Annotated in this window: 13 protein-coding genes; 7 read left to right on the plus strand and 6 right to left on the minus strand. The window is 62.5% G+C overall.

Annotated features, from left to right (window positions below; all coding sequences use genetic code 11):
- The first annotated feature begins 157 nt into the window (after positions 1-157).
- Both M1D99_RS22185 and M1D99_RS22190 read left to right on the plus strand, forming a co-directional pair.
- On the plus strand, positions 158-469 hold the full coding sequence (locus M1D99_RS22185) for an Mpo1-like protein (RefSeq protein ID WP_458130778.1): 312 nt from the start codon (positions 158-160) through the stop codon (positions 467-469).
- A 12-nt stretch (positions 470-481) separates the two neighbouring features.
- On the plus strand, positions 482-1,066 hold the full coding sequence (locus M1D99_RS22190; protein ID WP_186704634.1) for an HD domain-containing protein: 585 nt from the start codon (positions 482-484) through the stop codon (positions 1,064-1,066).
- Positions 1,067-1,215: 149 nt separating this feature from the next.
- On the opposite strand, the gene M1D99_RS22195 is transcribed toward M1D99_RS22190, so the two are convergent.
- The gene (locus tag M1D99_RS22195; protein ID WP_186704633.1) at positions 1,216-2,034 is read right to left on the minus strand and encodes a UDP-2,3-diacylglucosamine diphosphatase; all 819 of its coding nucleotides are present in this window, start codon (positions 2,032-2,034) and stop codon (positions 1,216-1,218) included.
- A 134-nt stretch (positions 2,035-2,168) separates the two neighbouring features.
- Between M1D99_RS22195 and M1D99_RS22200 the strand changes: the two genes are divergently transcribed.
- A complete protein-coding gene (locus M1D99_RS22200) occupies positions 2,169-2,918 on the plus strand; it encodes an AraC family transcriptional regulator (RefSeq protein WP_458132159.1) in 750 nt (249 codons plus the stop codon).
- A gap of 219 nt (positions 2,919-3,137) precedes the next feature.
- Complete coding sequence (locus M1D99_RS22205; RefSeq protein WP_458130779.1) at positions 3,138-4,028, plus strand: DMT family transporter; 891 nt, start codon at positions 3,138-3,140, stop codon at positions 4,026-4,028.
- On the opposite strand, the gene M1D99_RS22210 is transcribed toward M1D99_RS22205, so the two are convergent.
- Positions 4,022-4,309 carry an Rdx family protein gene (locus M1D99_RS22210; RefSeq protein ID WP_003199006.1) on the minus strand — a complete coding sequence of 96 codons (288 nt, stop codon included), beginning with the start codon at positions 4,307-4,309 and terminating at the stop codon, positions 4,022-4,024. The genes M1D99_RS22205 and M1D99_RS22210 overlap by 7 nt on opposite strands.
- A gap of 71 nt (positions 4,310-4,380) precedes the next feature.
- Here M1D99_RS22210 and M1D99_RS22215 point away from each other — a divergent pair, with 71 nt between their 5' ends.
- Complete coding sequence (locus tag M1D99_RS22215; RefSeq protein ID WP_458130780.1) at positions 4,381-6,570, plus strand: patatin-like phospholipase family protein; 2,190 nt, start codon at positions 4,381-4,383, stop codon at positions 6,568-6,570.
- A gap of 536 nt (positions 6,571-7,106) precedes the next feature.
- Here the strand turns inward: M1D99_RS22215 and M1D99_RS22220 are convergent.
- The 3 genes from M1D99_RS22220 to recQ form a co-directional block, all read right to left on the minus strand.
- Complete coding sequence (locus M1D99_RS22220; RefSeq protein ID WP_458130781.1) at positions 7,107-9,083, minus strand: FimV/HubP family polar landmark protein; 1,977 nt, start codon at positions 9,081-9,083, stop codon at positions 7,107-7,109.
- A gap of 119 nt (positions 9,084-9,202) precedes the next feature.
- Positions 9,203-9,637 carry a MarR family transcriptional regulator gene (locus M1D99_RS22225; protein WP_003199001.1) on the minus strand — a complete coding sequence of 145 codons (435 nt, stop codon included), beginning with the start codon at positions 9,635-9,637 and terminating at the stop codon, positions 9,203-9,205.
- 117 nt (positions 9,638-9,754) lie between these two features.
- Positions 9,755-11,881, minus strand: coding sequence for a DNA helicase RecQ (recQ, locus tag M1D99_RS22230; RefSeq protein WP_186704629.1), 2,127 nt, complete (start codon positions 11,879-11,881; stop codon positions 9,755-9,757).
- A 414-nt stretch (positions 11,882-12,295) separates the two neighbouring features.
- Here recQ and M1D99_RS22235 point away from each other — a divergent pair, with 414 nt between their 5' ends.
- Both M1D99_RS22235 and M1D99_RS22240 read left to right on the plus strand, forming a co-directional pair.
- Positions 12,296-12,883: a UPF0149 family protein gene (locus M1D99_RS22235; protein ID WP_186704628.1), complete on the plus strand. Its 588-nt coding sequence runs from the start codon at positions 12,296-12,298 to the stop codon at positions 12,881-12,883.
- Between the two features lie 8 nt (positions 12,884-12,891).
- A complete protein-coding gene (locus M1D99_RS22240; protein ID WP_458130782.1) occupies positions 12,892-13,287 on the plus strand; it encodes a YbaN family protein in 396 nt (131 codons plus the stop codon).
- A 254-nt stretch (positions 13,288-13,541) separates the two neighbouring features.
- Here the strand turns inward: M1D99_RS22240 and M1D99_RS22245 are convergent, their stop codons facing one another.
- Positions 13,542-20,648 carry a retention module-containing protein gene (locus M1D99_RS22245; protein ID WP_458130783.1) on the minus strand — a complete coding sequence of 2,369 codons (7,107 nt, stop codon included), beginning with the start codon at positions 20,646-20,648 and terminating at the stop codon, positions 13,542-13,544.
- Positions 20,649-21,050: the final 402 nt, after the last annotated feature.

Here is a 21,050-nt window from a genome sequence, read left to right on the forward strand (position 1 = left end):
ACGTTTTACTTGCATGACGAGCCGCAGGGTACGGCTGGATTTGCGAAGGATACTAAAGTGGCGCTGATTGTCACTGGCTGTTACGAATGGCCGCCCTAGACTTATCGTCAAAGACTTTTCGATATCGACCCAGAACAATAATCACAGGGAGCGCGTCGTGGGAAACGCCAGACAATTCAATACCTTCGCCGAGTTCTATCCGTATTACCTCAGCGAACACAGCAACAGCACCTGCCGACGATTGCATTTCATCGGCACCTCCCTGGTCATCCTGGTATTCGTCATGGCCCTCGTCGTGGGCGCCTGGTGGCTGTGGGTCGCCCTGCCGGTGGCCGGCTACGGCTTTGCCTGGATCGGGCACTTCTTCTTCGAAAAGAACCGTCCCGCCACCTTCCAGCATCCGCTCTACAGCCTGCTCGGTGATTTCGTCATGTACCGCGACATGCTGCTGGGCAAGGTCGCGTTCTGATAAGGAGTGTCGATGAGCAACCACGCACGCTTCACCCACATGCAAGAAGGCACTGCGCAAGATTGGGCGATCATCGCGGCCGACTTCAGCGCCTACGCGCGACAGTTGTCGGGCCGGATCCTGGCCCACTTAAGATTGCTGGACGGCGATTTCGGCGGGTTCCCGGTGGATCGCCTGACCCACTCCCTGCAAACCGCCACCCGTGCCTACCGTGACGGGCGCGATGAGGAATATGTGGTCTGCGCCCTGCTCCACGACATCGGCGACACCTTGGGTTCGTATAACCACCCGGACATCGCCGCGGCGATCCTCAAGCCCTTCGTCAGCGCCGAAAACCTGTGGATGGTGGAGAAGCACGGGATTTTCCAGGGTTATTACTTCTTCCATCACCTGGGCATGGACCGGCACCTGCGCGAGCAGTTTTTCGAACATCCGCAGTACCAGGCGACCATTGATTTCTGTGCGAAATACGACGCGGCGGCGTTCGATCCCGAGTACGACACATTGCCGTTGAGCTTCTTCGAGCCGATGCTGGAAAGGCTGTTTGCCGCGCCGAAGCAATCGATCTACAAGGCGGCGATGGCGGAGCAAGCCTGAATCCAACGGACGCAGGAAAACCGTGGCGAGGGAGCTTGCTCCCGCTGGGCGCGAAGCGCCCCTCTTTTCCAGGGCTGCTGCGCAGCCAGCGGGAGCAAGCTCCCTCGCCACAAAAACACTATGTGGGCTTGCGAAGCAGGCAGGCTGGCCTAGGCAGGCTCAGTCACTTTCAACTCAGTCTTGGCCAGCGCCTCCCGCGCCTGGGCGTCCGCCAACCGATACAACTCGATCGTCCCATCCCAGTGTTCGATCAGCGCCGTGCAGGATTCGACCCAGTCGCCACAGTTGAGGTATTCCACCTCGCCCACCTTGCGCATCTCGGCATGGTGGATGTGCCCACAGACCACGCCATGCAATTCGCGCTTCACGCACTCGTGGGCGATGGCTTCTTCGAAGTCGCTGATAAAGCTGACGGCCGTCTTCACCTTGTGCTTGAGATACGCCGACAGCGACCAGTAACCGTAGCCATAACGGGCCCGCCAGTGGTTGAGCCAGCGGTTCAGCGTGAGGGTGAATTCGTAGGCCGAGTCCCCGAGGAACGCCAGCCAACGGTGGTAACGGGTGATGACATCGAACTGGTCGCCATGGATCACCAGCAGGTGCCGGCCATCGGCGGTGACGTGCACCGCTTCGTCCACCAACTGGATATTGCCCAGGATCAGCTTCGAATAGCGCCGCAGGAATTCGTCATGGTTGCCAGTGACGTAGATCACTTCGGTACCGCGCTTGCTCATGGTCAGCAAGCGGCGAATGACGTTGGTGTGGGCCTGGGGCCAATACATGCCACCGCGCAGCTTCCAGCCGTCGATGATGTCCCCCACCAGGTAGATCTTGTCGGCGTGGTAGCCCTTGAGAAACTGCGACAGGTGCTCGGCCTGGCAGTCCCGGGTGCCCAGGTGCACATCGGAGATCCACAGGGTGCGTACACGCTGCTTGCGGCTGGGTTTGGCGAGCTCGGCGCTGGTCATTGGGCAACCCTCTGATCGTTTTCGCCACTGTGCACCCCAGCGGTTAATGGCCTATGACAAACACAAGTCCATTGCATGACAGCGCCGGGCGTTGCCCCTCGGTGTATGCTGGCGGCCTGACACGGGAGACCGCGATGCGACCGATCCTCACGCTACGCCACTACAGCCACGACTTGATCGCCCACAGCCACGACCACGCGCAGCTGGTGTTCGGGTTGTCCGGCGCGCTGGACTTCGAGGTCGAAGGTCGTGGCAGCCAAGTGGTGCAACAAAGTTTCGTGGTGGTACCTGCCGGCGCCCATCATGGCTGTGGCAGCCCCCACGGCAGCCGCTGCCTGGTACTGGATGTGCCAAGTGACGACTGGGTCGGACAATGCCTGGGGAATCACGCCGACGCCAGCCGCCGCTTGCTCGACGACAGCGTTCGCCTGCCCCTGGACGCGGGGCAAAGCCAGTTGGTCAGTTGGCTGGCGGGCAGCCCGGTGGACGACCCGGTGATCGCCCAGCAAGGCGCAGTACTGCTGCTGGCGAGTCTCAACGGCGTTCGCCGGGAAACCCTTGGTGGCCGGCGCCTGCCCTATGCCGCGCTCAACGCCCATATCGACCAGAACGCGGCCTACCCGCTGCAAGTGGCGGACCTGGCACGGGTCGCCGGCCTTTCCAGTGCCCGCCTGCACGCGCGTTTCATCGCCGAGTGCGGGCAAACCCCGATGGCGTACATCCGTAGCCGCCGCTTGCACCAGGCCGTGGCGTTGTTGCGGGAGTCGGACCTGCCCATCGGCGAGATCGCCCATCAGGTCGGCTACAGCTCCCAGAGTGCTTTCGCCGCGGCAGTGCTGCGCGAATTCGGCGCCACGCCGGGCAAGCTGCGGCATCAGCGCTAGGTTCGCGCTAAAAATCGCTAGGATCGCGACAGACACAGCCGCCTCAACCGCGCTTAAATACTGCAATCTGTGAGGGGAACAGCCCTGTGGGAGCGAGCCTGCTCGCGATTGCTATCTGTCAGTCAATATCTGCATTGCCTGGACCAGCGCTTTCGCGAGCAGGCTCGCTCCCACAGAAGACATTCACCAGTTGCCCCACTGTCTGTTGAAAGGATCGAAATGACGCCTCGTACTGCCCTCGGCGCCCTGCACATTGGCGCACTCATGTTTGGCCTGACCGGTGTCTTCGGCAAACTCGCCGCAGCCTCGCCAGCGGTCATCGTGTTCGGTCGCGCCGTCTTCGCCGTGCTGGCCCTGGCGATGTTTGCCCGGTTCGCCAGCCGCAGCCGCTGGCAGAAACTGCGGGCCCAGGATGGTCGGCGATTGCTGCTGGGCGGCCTGTTGCTGGCCGGGCACTGGGTGAGCTTCTTCATCGCGGTGAAAGTGGCCGGCGTGGCGATCGCGACGTTGGGGTTCGCCAGTTTTCCGGCCTTCACGGTATTGCTCGAGGGGCTGATCTTCCGCGAGCGGATTCGCGCCAATGAGATCTGGCTGGTGGTGTTGGTGAGCGTCGGCCTGGTGCTGGTCACGCCGAGCTTCGACCTGGCCAGCGGTGCCACCACCGGCTTGCTCTGGGCCGTGGCCTCGGGGCTGCTGTTTTCGCTGTTGTCATTGACCAACCGTGCTGGTTCCGCCCATGTGCCGCCGGTACAGGCCGCGCTGTGCCAGAACGTGGTGGTCGGGTTGTGCCTGCTGCCGGTGGCCGCACCGCAATTGAGCGACGTTCGTCCCATCGACTGGTTGTGGATCGGCTTGCTCGGCGTGTTTTGCACCGGCCTGGCCCACAGCCTGTTCGTCGCCAGCCTGGCCGTGATCAAGGCCCGCACGGCGGCGGTGGTCTTTGCCATGGAACCGGTCTACGGCATCGCCATGGCCTGGTGGCTGTTCGACGAGCGCCCGACGTTGCGCATGTTGCTGGGCGGCGTGGTGATCATCACGGCCATCGTGATCTCAAGCCAACTGGGCGGCTCGAAAAAACCGCGGGTGGAGACCCATGCCGCGTCTCACTGAACCCGATCGTTGTGGCCCAGGTCCCGCTCCGGGTCGATCCGGTCGCGAACCCGCTGCTTGAGGACCTTGGCCTCGGGGAAACCACCATCGGCCTTGCGCTCCCAGATCTGCGTACCGTCACAGCTGATGTGGAACACACCGCCGGTGCCCGGCACCAGGGACACTTTGCCCAGGTCGTCGCCAAAGGTGCTGAGCAGTTCCTGGGCCAGCCAGGCGGCGCGCAGCAACCATTGGCACTGGGTGCAATAGGTAATGACGACTTCCGGTTTGTGTTCGGTCATGGCGGGTGGACTCCTGGGTGCTAAGGCGTCGTTATAATACCCGCCTTTGATCGCCCGCCCCGAGATTGACGATGCGCCGCCTCCTGCCCCTCCTGCTTCTGCTGCTGTTGCCCCTTTTCGTCCAGGCTGTCGAAGCACCGCGGCCGAAAATCGGCCTGGTACTGTCCGGTGGCGCGGCGCGGGGACTGGCCCACATCGGTGTGCTCAAGGCCTTGGAAGAGCAAGGCATCAAGATCGATGCCATTGCCGGCACCAGCATGGGCGCGGTGATCGGCGGGCTGTACGCCTCGGGCTACAAGATCGACGAACTGGAAAAACTCGCCCTGGGCATCGACTGGCAACAGGCCTTGTCGGACGCGCCGCCGCGCAAGGACGTGCCGTTCCGGCGCAAACAGGATGACCGGGATTTTCTCGTGAAGCAAAAACTGAGCTTTCGTGACGACGGCAGCCTCGGCCTGCCCTTGGGGGTGATCCAGGGCCAGAACCTGGCCCTGCTGCTCGAAAGCCTGCTGGCCCATGCCAGCGATACGCGTGACTTCGACAAACTGCCGATCCCGTTTCGCGCCGTCGCCACTGACATCGCCACCGGCGAAAAGGTGGTGTTCCGCAAAGGCCACCTGCCCAAGGTCATTCGCGCCAGCATGTCGATCCCGGCGGTGTTCGCCCCGGTGGAACTGGACGGCCGGCTGCTGGTGGACGGTGGCATGGCCGATAACATCCCGTTGGATGTGGCCCGGGAAATGGGCGTGGACATGGCCATTGTGGTCGACATCGGCACGCCGCTGCGCACCCGCAAGCAACTGGTCACGGTGGTCGATGTGCTGAACCAATCGACCACCCTGATGACCCGGCGCAACTCTGAAGAGCAACTGGCGACCCTGAAAAAAGACGACGTATTGATCCAGCCGGCCCTGGCGAGCTTCGGCTCTACCGACTTCGGCCGTGCCCAGGAAATGATCGACGCCGGCTACCGCGCCACCCGCATATTCGACGCCCGCCTGGCCCCGCTACGCCCGCTCGAGGCACCCGATGCCGAACTCATGGCCGCGCGTACTCCCAGCGAGCGCACGCCGGTCATTACCGCCATTCGCGTGGAGAACGACTCGAAAGTCGGCGATGACGTGATTCGCTATTACATTCGCCAGCAGATTGGCGAGCCGCTGGACCTGGGTCGCCTGCAGACCGACATGGGTACGCTGTACGGCCTGGATTACTTCGAGCAGGTGCAATACCGCGTGGTTCACAAAGGCCAGGACCGTACGCTGGTGATCAGCGCCCGGGGCCGACGGACCGGCACCGATTATCTGCGGTTGGGGCTGAGCCTGTCGGACGACATGCGCGGCGACAGCGCTTTCAACCTGGGAGCCAGTTATCGGGTCAACGGCATCAATCGCCTGGGTGCCGAATGGCTGACCCGGGCGCAGATCGGCGACAAGCAGGAGTTGTACAGCGAGTTCTACCAGCCATTGGATGTCGGCTCGCGCTACTTCATCGCCCCCTACGGGCAATTCGAATCGCGCAACGTGGAGTCCATCCTGGACAACGACCCGGTGGCCCAGTATCGCGTCGAGCGTTATGGCTTCGGGCTGAACGTGGGCCGCCAGATCGGCAACAGTGGTGAAATTCGCTTCGGTGTCGGCCAAGCCTGGGGCAAGGCCGATGTGCGCATCGGCGACCACGACCAGCCCAGCGAGAATTTCAACGAGGGTTTCTACGAGCTCAAGTATTCGTTCGACTCCCTGGACAGTGTGTATTTCCCCCATGAAGGGGAAGACATCGGCTTGAGCTGGCGCCAATACGAACCGGGGCTGGGCTCCGACCAACGTTACCGTCAATGGGAGTTCAAACTGGACAAGGCCCTGAGCAGCGGCCCGGACACTTTCATCCTGGGCGGGCGCTACGGCCGCACCCTGGACGCCGCCGAGGTGGTGACGTCCAGCTTTGTGCTCGGTGGCGCGCGGCAATTGTCGGGCTTTCGCGAAGATGGAGTGTCCGGACAGAACATGAGCCTGATGCGTGCCGTGTATTACCGCCGCCTCACACCGCGGGCCTACCTGCCCTTGGACTTCCCGCTGTACATCGGTGGCTCGTTGGAGCGCGGCCGGGCCTGGAACAACGACAACGAGTTCGACAGCGGCTACATCAATGCCGCGAGCATTTTCCTCGGCTTCGATACGCCGCTGGGGCCACTGAATTTCAGCTATGGGTTTAACGACGATGATGAACAGGCGGTTTACCTGAACCTGGGGCAGACGTTTTGAGGGGATAGATGTTTGCCTGGGTGGGATTGCTCGCCTGACAGGCCGCTATCGCGAGCAGGCTCGCTCCCACACTGGATTCGGGATGTAGGCGAAATCTCTATCCACCAAAGATCCCTGTGGGAGCGAGCCTGCTCGCGATAGCGGTGGGTCTGTGCCAGTGATGTTGGCTGTGCTGCCGCCTTCGCGAGCAGGCTCGCTCCCACATTGGATTCTCTGTGTACCAAAGATCCCTGTGGGAGCGGGCTTGCTCGCGATAGCGGTGGGTCTGTGCCAGTGATGTTGGCTGTGCTGCCGCCTTCGCGAGCAGGCTCGCTCCCACATTGGATTCGGGATGTACGCGAAATCTCTATCCACCAAAGATCCCTGTGGGAGCGAGCCTGCTCGCGATAGCGGTGGGTCTGTGCCAGTGATGTTGGCTGTGCTGCCGCCTTCGCGAGCAGGCTCGCTCCCACATTGGATTCTCTGTGTACCAAAGATCCCTGTGGGAGCGGGCTTGCTCGCGAAGGGGCCCGTTGATTCGACATCCATCAACAGCTTCAGCGAATCCCAGCCAGCAGCACCCGGGCAGTCTCCTTCAGGGGTTCGTCGCCCTCTTCGAGCAACTCTTCAAGCAGGGTCACGGCGGTCTTCAGGTCGCCATCGTCGATGCAGTTCTGGGCCTGTTCCAGCTTGGCCGAATGCTCCGGGGGCTGGGGTTCGAGGGACAGGGTGTCCGGGGGAACAGGTTCAAGGGCCAGTGGCTCAAATTCCAGCGCCTGTTCTTCATCGGCAAAACCATCGAGGAAAGCATCGTCCAGCGACTCGGTTTCCAGGGGCGCTTCCCATTGCAGCTCCGGTTCGTCGAAACCTGAAAGCGACAAGCCCTCGGCCGGGTCGTTAGCAAGGGGGGCGACCGGTTTGTTTTCGGTGGAGGTGTCCTGGTCATCGGCAAGGTCCCAACTGGTTTCCATGGACAGCGCATCCAGGTCCAGCTCGAACTCATCACGCGGCGCCTGTTCAGGCTCAGGCTCAGGCTCAACTTCAGGAGCCGGTGCCTGGAGTTCTGTCGAAGCCACTATCGGTGCGGTGATCGCGGCAACCTTGGGATAACGCCCACGAATGTCCTCCAGCGTCCCGGCATCGACCCCCTGTCCCAGCAAATGATTTTCCTGGGCCTGGAAACCGATGACATCGCCCTGCCTGCCCAGGACCTCCAGCAGTTTCAGGCCCAGGTCGGTGCGTTCAGGCTCCGCCAGCAATGCCGCGCGCAACAGCCCCGCTGCCTCGGTGAAACGGCCGTAGGTCAGGTAGATCCCGACGCCCTCCAGCACATCACCCAGGGGCGCATCGCCGTTATTGAACGTTGTCGCCGCCTCGGGGGGCTCCGTGTCGGGGATTGAGTCGAAGTTTTCGTCGCCTGCCTCCAGCATCGGTGTGGGGCGCTCGGTCATCGGCTCCAACTCAGCCTGCTGCTGGCGACGCCGGATGAACAGTAACAACGCCAACAACCCCAACAGGGCTACCAACCCGGCCACCCATGTCCAATCGATGCCCTCTGGCTCTGCAACCGGTTCGGTAACGGGGGATACGTCCGGAGCCGGCTCCGACGCAGGCTGCGCCGGTTGCGGTTGCGCAGACGCAACGGGGGCTGGAGCCGTCTCGGCCAGCCGGGCCTGCAATTCGCTGATCTGCTGGCGCTGCCCGGCGAGTTCCGCATCCTGGGCCTGGAGCCGCGCTTGCAGTTCCTCGATGGTCTTTTGTTGTTGCTGATTTTGCAGCACGCTGGCGGCCAGCTGCTCATCGGACGCGGCAGAAGCCTGGCCAGCGGCGGTCGCAGCCGATGTCGGCAACACGGCCGAATCGGGCAACAACAGGCGTTGGCCGATGGAGAGCCGGTCGCTGCCGGGATTCAAGGCCTGGATCCCTTGCACCAGCTCATTGACCGACGCGTTACTGCCAGCGTCATGCAGGCGCTGGGCAATGATCCAGGGGTTGTCTCCCTGCACTACCGTATAGCGCTTGCCCTGTACCGCCGGGGGCTTGATGGCCGGGGTGGCCTGGCTCGGCGCAGGCTGCGCAGCCGTGGAAGGCTCGTCACGCTCCGGCACGATACCCGGTGAGCCCGGAGGGTCGAGCAGCACGGTGTATTCGCGCAGCAGGCGCCCATTGGGCTGATTGAGCTGCACCAGGAAATTAAGGAAAGGTTCCTCCACCGGTTTGATGGAGGTCACTCGAATGAAGCTGCGCTCCCCGCGCAAGACCGGCGTAAAGCGCAGGTTATTGAGAAAGAACACCCGCTCCACACCCGCACGACTGAAATCGTCCGGGCTCGCCAGGCTGGCCGACAGATCACCTTCACTGATCCCGGCCACGTCGACCAGGGCGATATCGGCACGCAACGGCTGGTTCAGGGCGGAATGGAGCGTGATCTCGCCAAGCCCCAGCGCTGACGCCAAGGCCGGAAACCCAAGGGCACCCACGACGATCGACACGTTGACCCAACTGCGCAACGTGGACTGCAAACTTTCAAGCATGGGCATCCCTTTCGATTACCAGAACCAACCTCGGCATAAACGCCCTCAATAGGAACGCTTACTACTGGTTATAGTTCGCTAACCGGCGAATCTCAAAAGTCTGACGCCAGGGATATGCCTCAGGATTTTTCCAGGTTGGCCAGGATCGTGCCATGGACCCGCATGCAGACGCGCATGTCCGCCTCGTCGACACCTTCGAACAGCTCCCGACGCAATTGCGTGGCGATGGTTTCGATTTGCTCGATCAGGGGCAGGGCCGGTGCGCAGAGCACGATTTTCTTGGCCCGCCGGTCTTCTGCCACGGCTTGGCGCTGCACCAGCCCCTGGGTTTCCAGGCTGTCGAGCAAGCGGGCCAGGGTCGGGCCTTCGACCGCGACGCTCTGGGCCAATTCGCGCTGGGTCGGCGCCTGTTCGAAACGGGCCAAGTGTAGCAGCACCAGCCAGCGCGCCTGGGACAGGCCCAGCCCGGCCAGGCGACGGTCCAGTTCGGCACGCCAGCCTCGGGACATCTGCGCCAACTGCATGCCAAAACGGTGTTGATCGGTTAACGGCATAAAAAACTCATCAGATCTGAAATAGAGAAAAACTAATTATTAGTCAGCTAAGCATGAGCTTTGGATTCAAGCAAGGCTGGCCTTGTACTGAATCGTTAAAGGAGCGCAACTCACTGATCAGACTTCAAATTCCGACTGCAACGCAGCCCTGACGCAGTACAGCACACCTTCGGGCACCCGTCCGACAAACAACGCGGCGACTTCGGACACTGGCGGCAACTCGCCTTCGCCATCCAGGAACGCGTCCTGTACTTCGCCCATCAGCTCCTCGGGCAGATCCAGTGCCTGCTCCAGGGATAACTGCTGTTTGCCAATGGCCTCGGCCAGCATCGTGTAGACGTTTTTTTCCGAGCATTGCAATTGCCCGGCGATCTGCACCGGTGTCATGCCGGCCCGAGCCAGGGTGATGAGTTCGTGGCGCACATCGGCCACCGCTTTCGGCGCTTCGGCTTCGCCGCCCAGCACCTGGAGGAAAGCCTCGCCATAACGCTCCAGCTTGCGCGCCCCCACACCGCTGACCCGGGCCATTTCCGCCAGGGAAGTGGGCTGGCTGCGGAGCATTTCCAGCAGCGTGGAGTCGGGGAAGATGACGTACGGCGGTACGCCGTGTTCCTCGGCCAGCTTGCGACGCAAGGCGCGCAAGGCTTCCCATTGATCGCGCTCTTCGCCACGGACCAATTGGCTGGCCTGGCTCTTGCTGCTCTTGACCGCCGTTGCCGGCTTGAGGTCGCGGCGCAGTTCCAGGGTGACCTCGCCCTTGAGCAGGGGCCGGCAGGTTTCGGACAAACGCAAGCCGCCGTAGCCTTCCAGGTCGATGTCCGCCAGGCCGCGGGCCACCAGTTGCCGGAACAATGAACGCCACTCGCCCTCGGTACGGGCCTTGCCCACGCCGAACACCGTCAGGTGCTGGTGGCCGAAGTTGCGGACCTTCTCGTTGTCCTTGCCCAGCAACACGTCCACCAGGTGCCCGACGCCATAACGCTGGCCGGTGCGGAAAATCGCCGACAAGGCCTGGCGGGCCGGTTCGGTGGCGTCCCAGGTTTCCACGCCATCGACACAGTTGTCGCAGTGCCCGCACGGCTGGGGCATGTCTTCGTCAAAATAGGCCAGCAACGTCTGGCGACGGCAGCGGGTTTCCTCGCACAGCGAGAGCATGGCGTCGAGCTTGTGCTGCTCCAGGCGCTTGTGCCGCTCATCGCCTTCGGAGTTCTGCAACATCTGCTTGAGCATCACCACGTCTTGCAGGCCGTAGGCCATCCAGGCATCGGCCGGCAAGCCGTCACGGCCGGCGCGCCCGGTTTCCTGGTAATACGCCTCGAGGGACTTGGGCAGGTCCAGGTGCGCGACAAAACGCACGTTGGGCTTGTCGATGCCCATGCCGAACGCCACGGTGGCCACCATGATCAGGCCTTCCTCGTTGAGGAAACGCTTCTGGTGGTAGGCCCGCAGGTCGTTGGGCAGGCCGGCGTGATACGGCAACGCCGGGAACCCTTGTTCACACAGGAACGCCGCCACTTCGTCGACCTTCTTGCGCGACAGGCAATAGACAATGCCTGCATCGCTGCGGCGCTCGGCGAGGAACGCCAGCAACTGCTTGCGCGGCTGCTCCTTGGGCACGATGCGATAGAAAATATTCGGACGGTCGAAACTCGACAGGAACCGCTCGGCATCCTGCAAATGCAGGCGCTCGACGATTTCCTCGCGGGTGCGCTTGTCGGCGGTGGCGGTCAGGGCGATGCGCGGCACGTCGGGGAACAGTTCCGCCAGTTGCCCCAACTGCAGGTATTCACGCCGGAAGTCATGACCCCACTGGGACACGCAGTGGGCTTCATCGATGGCGAACAGGGCGATTTCCAAGCTCTGCAGAAACGCCAGCATGCGTGGCTGCACCAGGCGTTCCGGGGCCAGGTACAACATCTTCACTTCGCCGCGCTTGATCCGCGTCGCCAGGTCTCGCTGTTGCTCGGCGCTGAGGGTGGAGTTCAGCGCCGCGGCGGCGACACCCAGTTCCTCAAGGGTCGCGACCTGGTCATCCATCAGCGCGATCAGCGGCGAAACCACCACCGCCAGGCCGTTGCGCAGCAGCGCCGGTACCTGGAAGCACAAGGATTTGCCGCCGCCGGTGGGCATGAGCACCAAGGCATCGCCACCGCTGGCCACGCGCTCAATAATGGCACCCTGGCGGCCACGGAAACTGTCGTAGCCGAAGATGTCCTTGAGGACGCGTTGAGCCTGTTCGAGCATAGAAACTCCAAAAATCACCAAAACATCCCTGCAAGGCTGGTTCAGAATCACAAACGCTGCACCGGCAAATCGTAAGTGCGCGTTTCGAACCGGCGGAACGCCGCAGGGCATCGCAAAACGCGGCAGTATACCCGAGGCCTTCGTTGCAAAGGGGGCTGCTGACAGGAGGTGCTAGCGGCAAGTGTTGGACAACACCCAAACCTGTGGCGAGGGAGCTTGCTCCCGCTGGGTGGCGTAGCCGCCCCCAAAAACAGGGCCGCTGCGCACCCCAGCGGGAGCAAGCTCCCTCGCCACAAACCGCCCTGACTTTGAGTCAAGCCCGGCCAACAACAAGGCAAATCCACCACGCGGCTGGCCTGGGCGCTCAAGAAGGCCTAGAATTCCCGCATTGTTTATTCCCCAAGGTAGCCCGTAATGTCCTTCGCTGAGCAACTGACCCGCCTGCAAGTCTTCCTCGACGCCGATGAGCTGCACGACGAAGCGCTGGACTACGTGGCCGCTCATGGCTACTTGACCGCCCTGTCCATCTGCGCAGAAACCGTGCCGGAGCGTGAGTGGATCGACGCCCTGTTCGCCGAAGAGCCGCACTACAGCGACGAAGCCCAGCGCGCCGAAATCGAAGCCACGCTGATTGGCCTCAAGGCCCACATCGCCCGCCAACTGGCTTCCGATGAAGAATTCGAGCTGCCGTGTGAACTGGACCTGGGCGATGACCCGGACGATTCGGAGCTGCGCGGCTGGTGCATCGGCTTCATGGAAGGCGTGTTCCTGCGCGAAGCTGCCTGGTTCGAAACCGCCGAGGAAGAAGTCAGCGAAATGCTGTTGCCGATCATGGTCGGTTCCGGCCTGTTCGACGAGCAACCGGAGTTTTCCGACATCGCCGCCGACGCGAACCTGATGGACGACATGATCGTCCAGATCCCCGAAGCCCTCACCGCCTTGTACCTGCTGTGCAACGCCCCGGACGAGAAACCGGCGATCCTCAAGCCTCGCCACCACTGAGTGACCGGGTGCCCTCGCCCGTCGGCAACCGTCCGCTGATCCTGCGTTACGCTCTACTGGCCATCGGCTGGTTGAGCGTGGTGCTGGGGGTCATCGGCATCTTTATTCCCGTCCTGCCCACCACCCCCTTCCTGCTGCTGGCCGCGGCCTGCTTCGCTCGCAGTTCACCGCGCTTCTACCAATGGCTGGTAGAGCATCCCCGCCTCGGTCCGTGGATCCGCGACTACCTCAGCGGCAACGGCATCCCGTTCAAGGGCAAGGTCTATGCCATCGGGCTGATGTGGGCCAGCGTCCTGTTGTCCTGCTACCTGGTGCCATTGCCATGGGCGCGGGGGTTCATGCTCACCAGCGCGGTGCTGGTGACGGTTTATATTCTCAGGCAGAAAACGCTGCGCAAACCCTGAATATCTAGCGTGGCGAGGGAGCTTGCTCCCGCTGGGTGGCGAAGCCGCCCCAAAACCAAAACACTGCGGTGCAACCGGTAAACCCTGCCGGCAAGTTTGCGACTGCTGCGCAGCCGAGCGGGAGCAAGCTCCCTCGCCACAAGGGTCTGTGTGCATTCAAGTAGCGGTGAGGCATCCCCATTTATCTTCACTAACATGAACAAAACCCGCCACATCCAAACCGGACATGGCGGGTTTTGTCGTTTCAGCTCACCTCACACCGTATCCACCTTCAACGAGTGATCATTCAACATCCCATTGATGATGGTCGCCGTGTCCGCACCGCCGATGATTCCCCCCGCGCCCGGCGTGACGCCGTAGTGACTGGCCAGGTTGACGCCGGCCAGGTCGATGGTCTGGTTCGGCGTGGCGCCGGCAAGGGAGCTGATGTCGATGCTAGTGGTGACCGATGCACCGCTGCCGCTGACGGAGAAATGCAGGTAGTCGTCCAGTGACGCCGCGCTGCCGTTCTCCCCTTGCAGCAGCTGGGACAGGTCGAGCTTGTCGACGCCGGGCGCGAAGTCGGTGATCACGTCGTGGCCGCTGTTGCCCGCCTGCCATTGGAAGGTATCGGCGCCACTGCCGCCGGTCAGGGTGTTGTTGCCCTGGCCGCCGATCAGTAGGTCATCGCCGCCTGCGCCATTGAGCACGTCATGGCCCAACCCGCCGTCGATGCGATTGCTGGCACCGTCGCCGGTGAGGGTGTCGTTGAAGTTCGAGCCCACCAGGTTTTCGATGCCTGCCAACGTATCGGTGCCGGCACCCAAGGTGTTCTGCGCCGCGAGCAGGCCCAGGTTCACCGTGACCGCCGAGGTGGCGTGGGCGTAGCTGGCGGTGTCGTGACCGCTGCCGCCATCGAGCAGGTCATTGCCCACGCCACTGTAAAGCACGTCATCGCCCGCCCCACCCTGCAAGGTGTTGTTGCCCGAACCGGCACTGAGGGTGTCGTTGCCGTCCCCCGCATTGAGGACATCGTCGCCATTGCCGGCCAACAGCACATCGTCGCCACTGGTGCCCGTCAGGGTGTGGCCCGCCTGATAGCTGATGCCGACCGAGGCGCTGTCACTGCCGCCGTGGTTGTCGCTGGCGGTGTAGCTTCCGTGGAAATCCGCGGTCTTGTCCTGCGCCCCGGCATAATCGACAGTCAGAGTCAGTTGGTAGTTTTCCGCAGCGTTGGCGTTGCCGCCGCCGGGATTGGCGATGTTGGTGACGTGGATCTGATAATTGCCATCCGCTGCCGCGGTGAAAGACGCGCCGTCATTGATCGCAATGAATGGCCCGCCGTTGAGCGAATACTCCATCGCAATGCGACCGGCCGAGAGGTTGTGGTCCAGGGTAAGGGTTTCGCCCTGCTTGAGGCTGATGTTGAGCCGGTCTTCGTCGTTGGCGTTGTTGTTGGAGACCATTCCCAGGGCACCGCTGACCACCAGCATCGCCGTCATGCTCGCGGTATTGGCAACGAAAGCACTGCGGTTGAGGTTGATCGACTGCACGTTGTTGCCAGTGAAGCTGGCCGTGCCGATGCTGCCGGTAAAGTCCGCGCCCTTGGCGAGCCAACCGGTATTGAAACTGGTGGGCGAAGCCGTGAGCGGATCGCCGTTGGCGTCGCTGTCGTTACCCAGCAGCAATTCACCCGGGATCACGATGTTGCCCGACAGCACGTTGGTGATGACGTTGTCATCGACAGCGATCGGCGGGCTGTTCGGAACGACTTTGATCACCAGGTTGGAGCTTGCCAGGTCACCGTCGTTATCGCTGACGGTGTAGCCGATATTCTCAGTGATCAAGGCATGGGTGACGGTCTGGGAGGTATAGCTGAACGCACCGGTATCGAGGTTGACCACCAGGGTGCCGTCGTGGTCGGTGGCGATACTCAGCGTATTGGTGGCGGTATTGAAGGAACCGTGGTTGAGCCCGCCGCTAGCGGTCAATGCACCGTGACCACCGTTGGCCGCCGGGTCGTAGTTGTACGTGGTGCCATCGACCACCAGGCTTTTGACAAACCCGCCATCGGCGCCGAACGAGCCGCCCTCGCCCAACAGGTTGCCGGTGACCGGTGCACCTTGCACGGTGTCGGCGAGCACCGAGTTGAGCTGGTTCAGGTCAGTGACCACCACCGCGTTGGTGTTGGTGTGGGTGCTGCCGTCGTAGGCCAGCGGGTCGAGGTGGGCATTGCTGACGCCGCTGCCCAGGCCGATGGCGTAGTTCTTGATGCCGTTGGCGTCGAGGAAGGCTTTCCAGGCGGCTTCGTCCGTCGAGCCGATTGCGCCCAAGGTCGGCTTGCCGTCGGAGAAGAAATAGCCAACGTTCTGTGCGCCGGTCAGTTGGCCGGAAGTTGCAAACGCCGTCTGGGCCATCGCCACGGCCGCATCGTAATTGGTGTCACCGTGCGCCGTCAGCGCGGCGATCAGCGTCTTGGCCGTTGCCACGTCTACCCACACGGCGCTCTGGTCGGTGGCGCTGCCGCTGAAGGTCACGAGCTGGACTTTTACATCGCCCATGTCGTCGTATTTGTCGAGCAAGGCGCTGACCGCCTGCTTGGCCAGGTCCATTCGCGAGAGCCCCGACACGCCAGAGGGGTCTTTCATGCTCCCGGAGACGTCGAGCACGATCAGCAGGTTGGAATCGATCTCGGTCGCCGTGACCGAACGCTCGGACGCGACAGCCTTGGGCACGTCATCGACAATACTGACCACCAGGCTGCCGGTGGTGCTGTTGCCCAGGGAGTCCGTGGCCTGGTAGGTGAAGCTTTCACTCAGGGCATTCGGACCGTCGTTGGCGTGGGGCGTGGTCGTGGCTGGCGCCGTCAGGGTGTAGGTGTAGGAACCGTCGGGGTGAAGCGACAGTTGACCGTAGGCACCGGTGGCGTTGCCCACCAGGGTGAAGGTGACGGCGCCGGTGGCTCCGCTGATCGAACCGACCAAGCTGCCGCTGGCGGTTTCACCGGTGGCGCTCGGCTCGCTGCCGGTGACGGTGCCGGGGGCCAGGTCCTGGCCGTCCTGGTTGAGGTCGAGGGCTTGTTCATAGACGATGATGTCGTGGTCGGTTTCCGCGACGAGGCAGCTGTTGTGTACATCAATGGTGACGGTCGTGGTGCTTTCATCGCCATCGGCGTCGCGCACGGTGTAGGTGAAGACATCGGTCGCGCCGGGGGCACCGACAGAGCCAGGGTTGCTGTGGTAGACCGCGTTGCCATTGGCGTCCAGGGTCAGGTAGCCATAGGTGCCGTTGATCTGGGTGTTGAGGCCGCCGATGGCAGGGTTCGAGGTGTCGTTGCCAGCGCGCACGCCGATGACTGCGCCGCCGTCGGCGCCGAGTACGTCGTTGTCCAGCACGTTGCCATTGACCGTCCCGCCCTCCACCACCGAGGCAGCGTCGCAGTGAGCCTTGGGCACGTCGTCGACAATGTCGATGACGATGGTGCTGGTGACGGTGTTACCCAACGAGTCCGTGGCCTGATAGGTGAAGCTTTCACTCAATACGTTCGGGCCATCGTTGGCATGAGGTGTTGTCGTGGCCGGCGTGGTCAGGGTGTAGGTGTAGGAACCGTCGGGCTGAAGCGACAGTTGACCGTAGGCACCGGTGGCGTTGCCCACCAGGGCGAAGGTGACGGCGCCAACAGCGCCGCTGACCGAACCGACAAGGCTGCCGCTGGCGGTCTCGCTGGTGGCGCTCGGAGCGCTGCCGGTGACGGTGCCGGGGGCCAGGTCCTGGCCGTCCTGGTTCAGGTCGAGGGCTTTTTCGTAGACGCTGATTTCCTGGTCCGGTGTGGCGACGAGGCAGCTTTCGTGGACATCGATGGTGATGGTGGTGGTGCTTTCATCGCCATCGGCATCGCGCACGGTGTAGGTGAAGACATCGGTCGCGCCCGGGGCGCTGACGGTGTTCGGGTTGCTGTGGTAGACGGCGTTGCCGTTGGCGTCCAGGGTCAGGTAGCCGTAGGTGCCGTTGATTTGGGTGTTGAGGCCGCCAACGGCCGAGGTCGAGGTGTCGTTGCCGGCGCGCACGCCGATCACGGCACCACTGGCAGCCGGCCCGTCGGCACCACCTTCGTCGTTATTCAGGACATTGCCACTGACCGTCCCGCCCTCATCCACCGAGGCGGAATCAGCATGAGCGGTCGGCAGGTCATCGACGATGTTCACATCGAGGTTGCCGTTGGCGGTGGTGCCGTTGTCATCGGTGGCCACAACCGCGAACTGTTCGCTAACGTTGTTGGCGCCGTTGGCATTTGGATGGGCTTCATTGTCCAGAAGGGTGTAGCTGTAACTCACTACACCGGTAGCCGCGTTGAAGCCGGTGATGGTCAGGGTGTTGCCCAGCGCAGTCGTGATCGACTGTGGGAAACCAGCCGCTACGCCGTTGGTGACGACGTTAATCCCGCCCACGCTCAGGGTCTGCACACCGTCCAACGCCGTCACGGTGAACGTACCGCTTTGGGTCAGGGCCGATGCATCCGGGCTGCTGCCGTCGCTGAGATTTTTCTCCTGCAACGACAGCTCGCCGCCTTCGGTGTCGAGGCCGGTGATGGTCACCGGGTCGTCGTTGTTGTGCACTTGCAAGACCAGGTTCGCGGTACTGGTGTCGCCATCCGCATCGGTCAGGGTGTAGGTGAAGGTTTCGCTGCCATTGCCGCCGCCGTGCAACCCCTTGAAGTCGGCGTCGGCGGTGTTGAGGGTGTAGGTGTAGGAACCGTCGGCGTTGAGCACCAGGGTGCCGTAGGTACCGGTGAACGTGCCGGGAGTGATTGGGCCGGACGCCACAGGGTCCGCGCCTTCGGTGTCGTTGGTCAGCACGCTGCCGGTCAGGGTCAGGTTGGTTTCCGAGGCGGTACCGTTGCTGTCGTCCACGGCTTTGGGCAGGTCATCGACGATGTTTACATCGAGGTTGCCGTTGGCGGTGGTGCCGTTGTCATCGGTGGCCACAACCGCGAACTGCTCGCTAACGTTGTTGGCACCGTTGGCGTTTGGATGGGCTTCATTGTCCAGAAGGGTGTAGCTGTAACTCACTACACCGGTAGCCGCGTTGAAGCCGGTGATGGTCAGGGTGTTGCCCAGCGCAGTCGTGATCGACTGTGGGAAACCGGCCGCTACGCCGCCCGTCACCACGTTGATCCCGCCCACGCTCAGGGTCTGCACACCGTCCAACGCCGTCACGGTGAACGTGCCGCTTTGGGTCAGGGCCGATGCATCCGGGCTGCTGCCATCGCTGAGGTTTTTCTCCTGCAATGACAGCTCGCCGCCTTCGGTGTCGAGGCCGGTGATGATCACCGGGTCGTCGTTGTTGTGCACTTGCAAGACCAGGTTCGCGGTACTGGTGTCGCCATCCGCATCGGTCAGGGTGTAGGTGAAGGTTTCGCTGCCATTGCCGCCGCCGTGCAACCCCTTGAAGTCGGCGTCGGCGGTGTTCAGGGTGTAGGTGTAGGAACCGTCGGCGTTGAGCACCAGGGTGCCGTAGGTACCGGTGAACGTGCCGGGAGTGATTGGGCCGGACGCCACAGGGTCCGCGCCCTGAGTGTCGTTGGTCAGCACGCTGCCGGTCAGGGTCAGGTTGGTTTCCGAGGCGGTACCGTTGCTGTCATCCACGGCTTTGGGCAGGTCATCGACGATGTTCACATCGAGGTTGCCGTTGGCGGTGGTGCCGTTGTCATCGGTGGCCACAACCGCGAACTGTTCGCTAACGTTGTTGGCGCCGTTGGCGTTTGGATGGGCTTCATTGTCCAGAAGGGTGTAGCTGTAACTCACTACACCGGTAGCCGCGTTGAAGCCGGTGATGGTCAGGGTGTTGCCCAGCGAGGTGGTAATCGACTGCGGGAAGCCCGCTACTACACCGCCCGTCACCACATTGATCCCGCCCACGCTCAGGGTCTGCACACCGTCCAACGCCGTCACGGTAAACGTACCGCTTTGGGTCAGGGCCGATGCATCCGGGCTGCTGCCGTCGCTGAGGTTTTTCTCCTGCAATGACAGCTCGCCGCCTTCGGTGTCGAGGCCGGTGATGGTCACCGGGTCGTCGTTGTTGTGCACTTGCAAGACCAGGTTCGCGGTACTGGTGTCGCCGTCGGCGTCGGTCAGGGTGTAGGTGAATGTCTCGGTGCCGCTGCCCCCGCCCTGCAACGCGACGAACTGCGGGTCGCTGGTGTTCAGGGTGTAGGTGTACGTGCCGTTGGGGTTGAGCACCAGGGTGCCGTAGGTGCCGGTGAACGTCCCGCCAATGATCGGTCCGCTGTCGGGGCCAGTGGGGATCCGGTCGGCACCCTGAAGGTCGTTGGGTAATACGTTGCCGGTGAGGCTGACCAGGGTTTCCGACGCCGTGTTGGCGTGGCTGTCGTCGATCGCCTGGGGCACGTCATCGGTGATGTTGACGTCCAGGGTGCCAGTGGCCGTGTCGCCGTCGGTGTCGACCGCCACCACTGGGAACTGCTCGGTAATGTTGTTGGCACCGCCGCCGGCAGGATGGGTTTCATTGTCCGTCAGTGTGTAGGTGTAGCTGACCACTCCCGTAGCCGGGTTATAACCGGTGATGGTCAACGTGTTGCCCAGCGCCGACGTGATGGTTTGGGGGAAGCCTGCGGGCACACCGCCGCTGATCACGTTGATGCCGCCGATGTTCAGGCTGTTCAGCCCGTCAGGCGCGGACACCGTGAACGTGCCATTTTGCACCAGCGCCCCCGGATTGCTGGCCGAACCGTCGGCCAGATTGGCCTCGTTGGTGGTCAGTTCGCCGCCCTCGACAGTCACACCGTCGAGGGTCACGGGGTTGTCCGGGGTCGCAGGGACGACCGGTGGCACGGTCGCATCGTCGCCCGTGTTATCCGGGTCACCGGCCAGGCGCAGGTCTGGAAACTCAGGAATCCCGTTGAACCCGGCCGTCGGGAAACCGATCAACGGATCGACCTCCCCGCCCACCTCTTCCAGCAACACAAAACTGTGCCCACCCCCTACGCCACCCGGGTTGCCCCCTTCGGGTCCGGCAGCCGTGGCTTCGCCGGTCTGCGTCGGGTCGGCACCGGCAGCGATGGCTTGCTGCAGCTTTTGCACATCGGTCAGTTGCGCGTCACTCGGTGCCACCGTGTCGGGCGTGTCGACATGAGGCGCAGGGTGGGCAAGCAACTGCGGGGTCAGGGTCAGGTTGCTTTCGCGGCCCAGGGTCAACGCCTGGCCGTTTTGCAATTGGACAGCCACGGCCCCTTCGGCACCGGTGACCAAGTGTTCGCCGGCATAAAGCCGATCGCCTTCGACCAGCGGCCGCCGCAGGCCACCAGCCGTTTCCGCGAAAACTTGCCCGACCACTTTGCTGACGATACCGATGAGCGCTGCCATGTGCATTTCCTCCGTTGCCGACCGTAATCGGCACCTGTTTGGGTGAAGAATCCGTCCTCAGATTGGCGATCTGCAAAGCTGGAAAATCTGCCAGCTTTCCTGAAGGCAGAACGTGCTGGCAATTCGCCTAAACGACAAAAAACCGTCACCTATAACCGCCTCATCCATCGCCCTTTCGGCACTTCTTCACATCGCTTAAAAATCTGAATGGAACTTTTATTGACGCCTAAAATCCGTCAGAACCCGCAGATTCAAAGGCTTTCGCTTTGAACAATGTGCCGGTTTTTTACTAGCACATAAGTTTTTTTCGGAATAAGCGTTATGAGAAATTCTTCTTAGGTTTTGCGCAGGATGTTCTTAGCTGTGTTGTTACAAGGTTGAAACGGTTTTGATCTTAAATAC

This window comes from Pseudomonas sp. R3-41 (assembly GCF_054161485.1).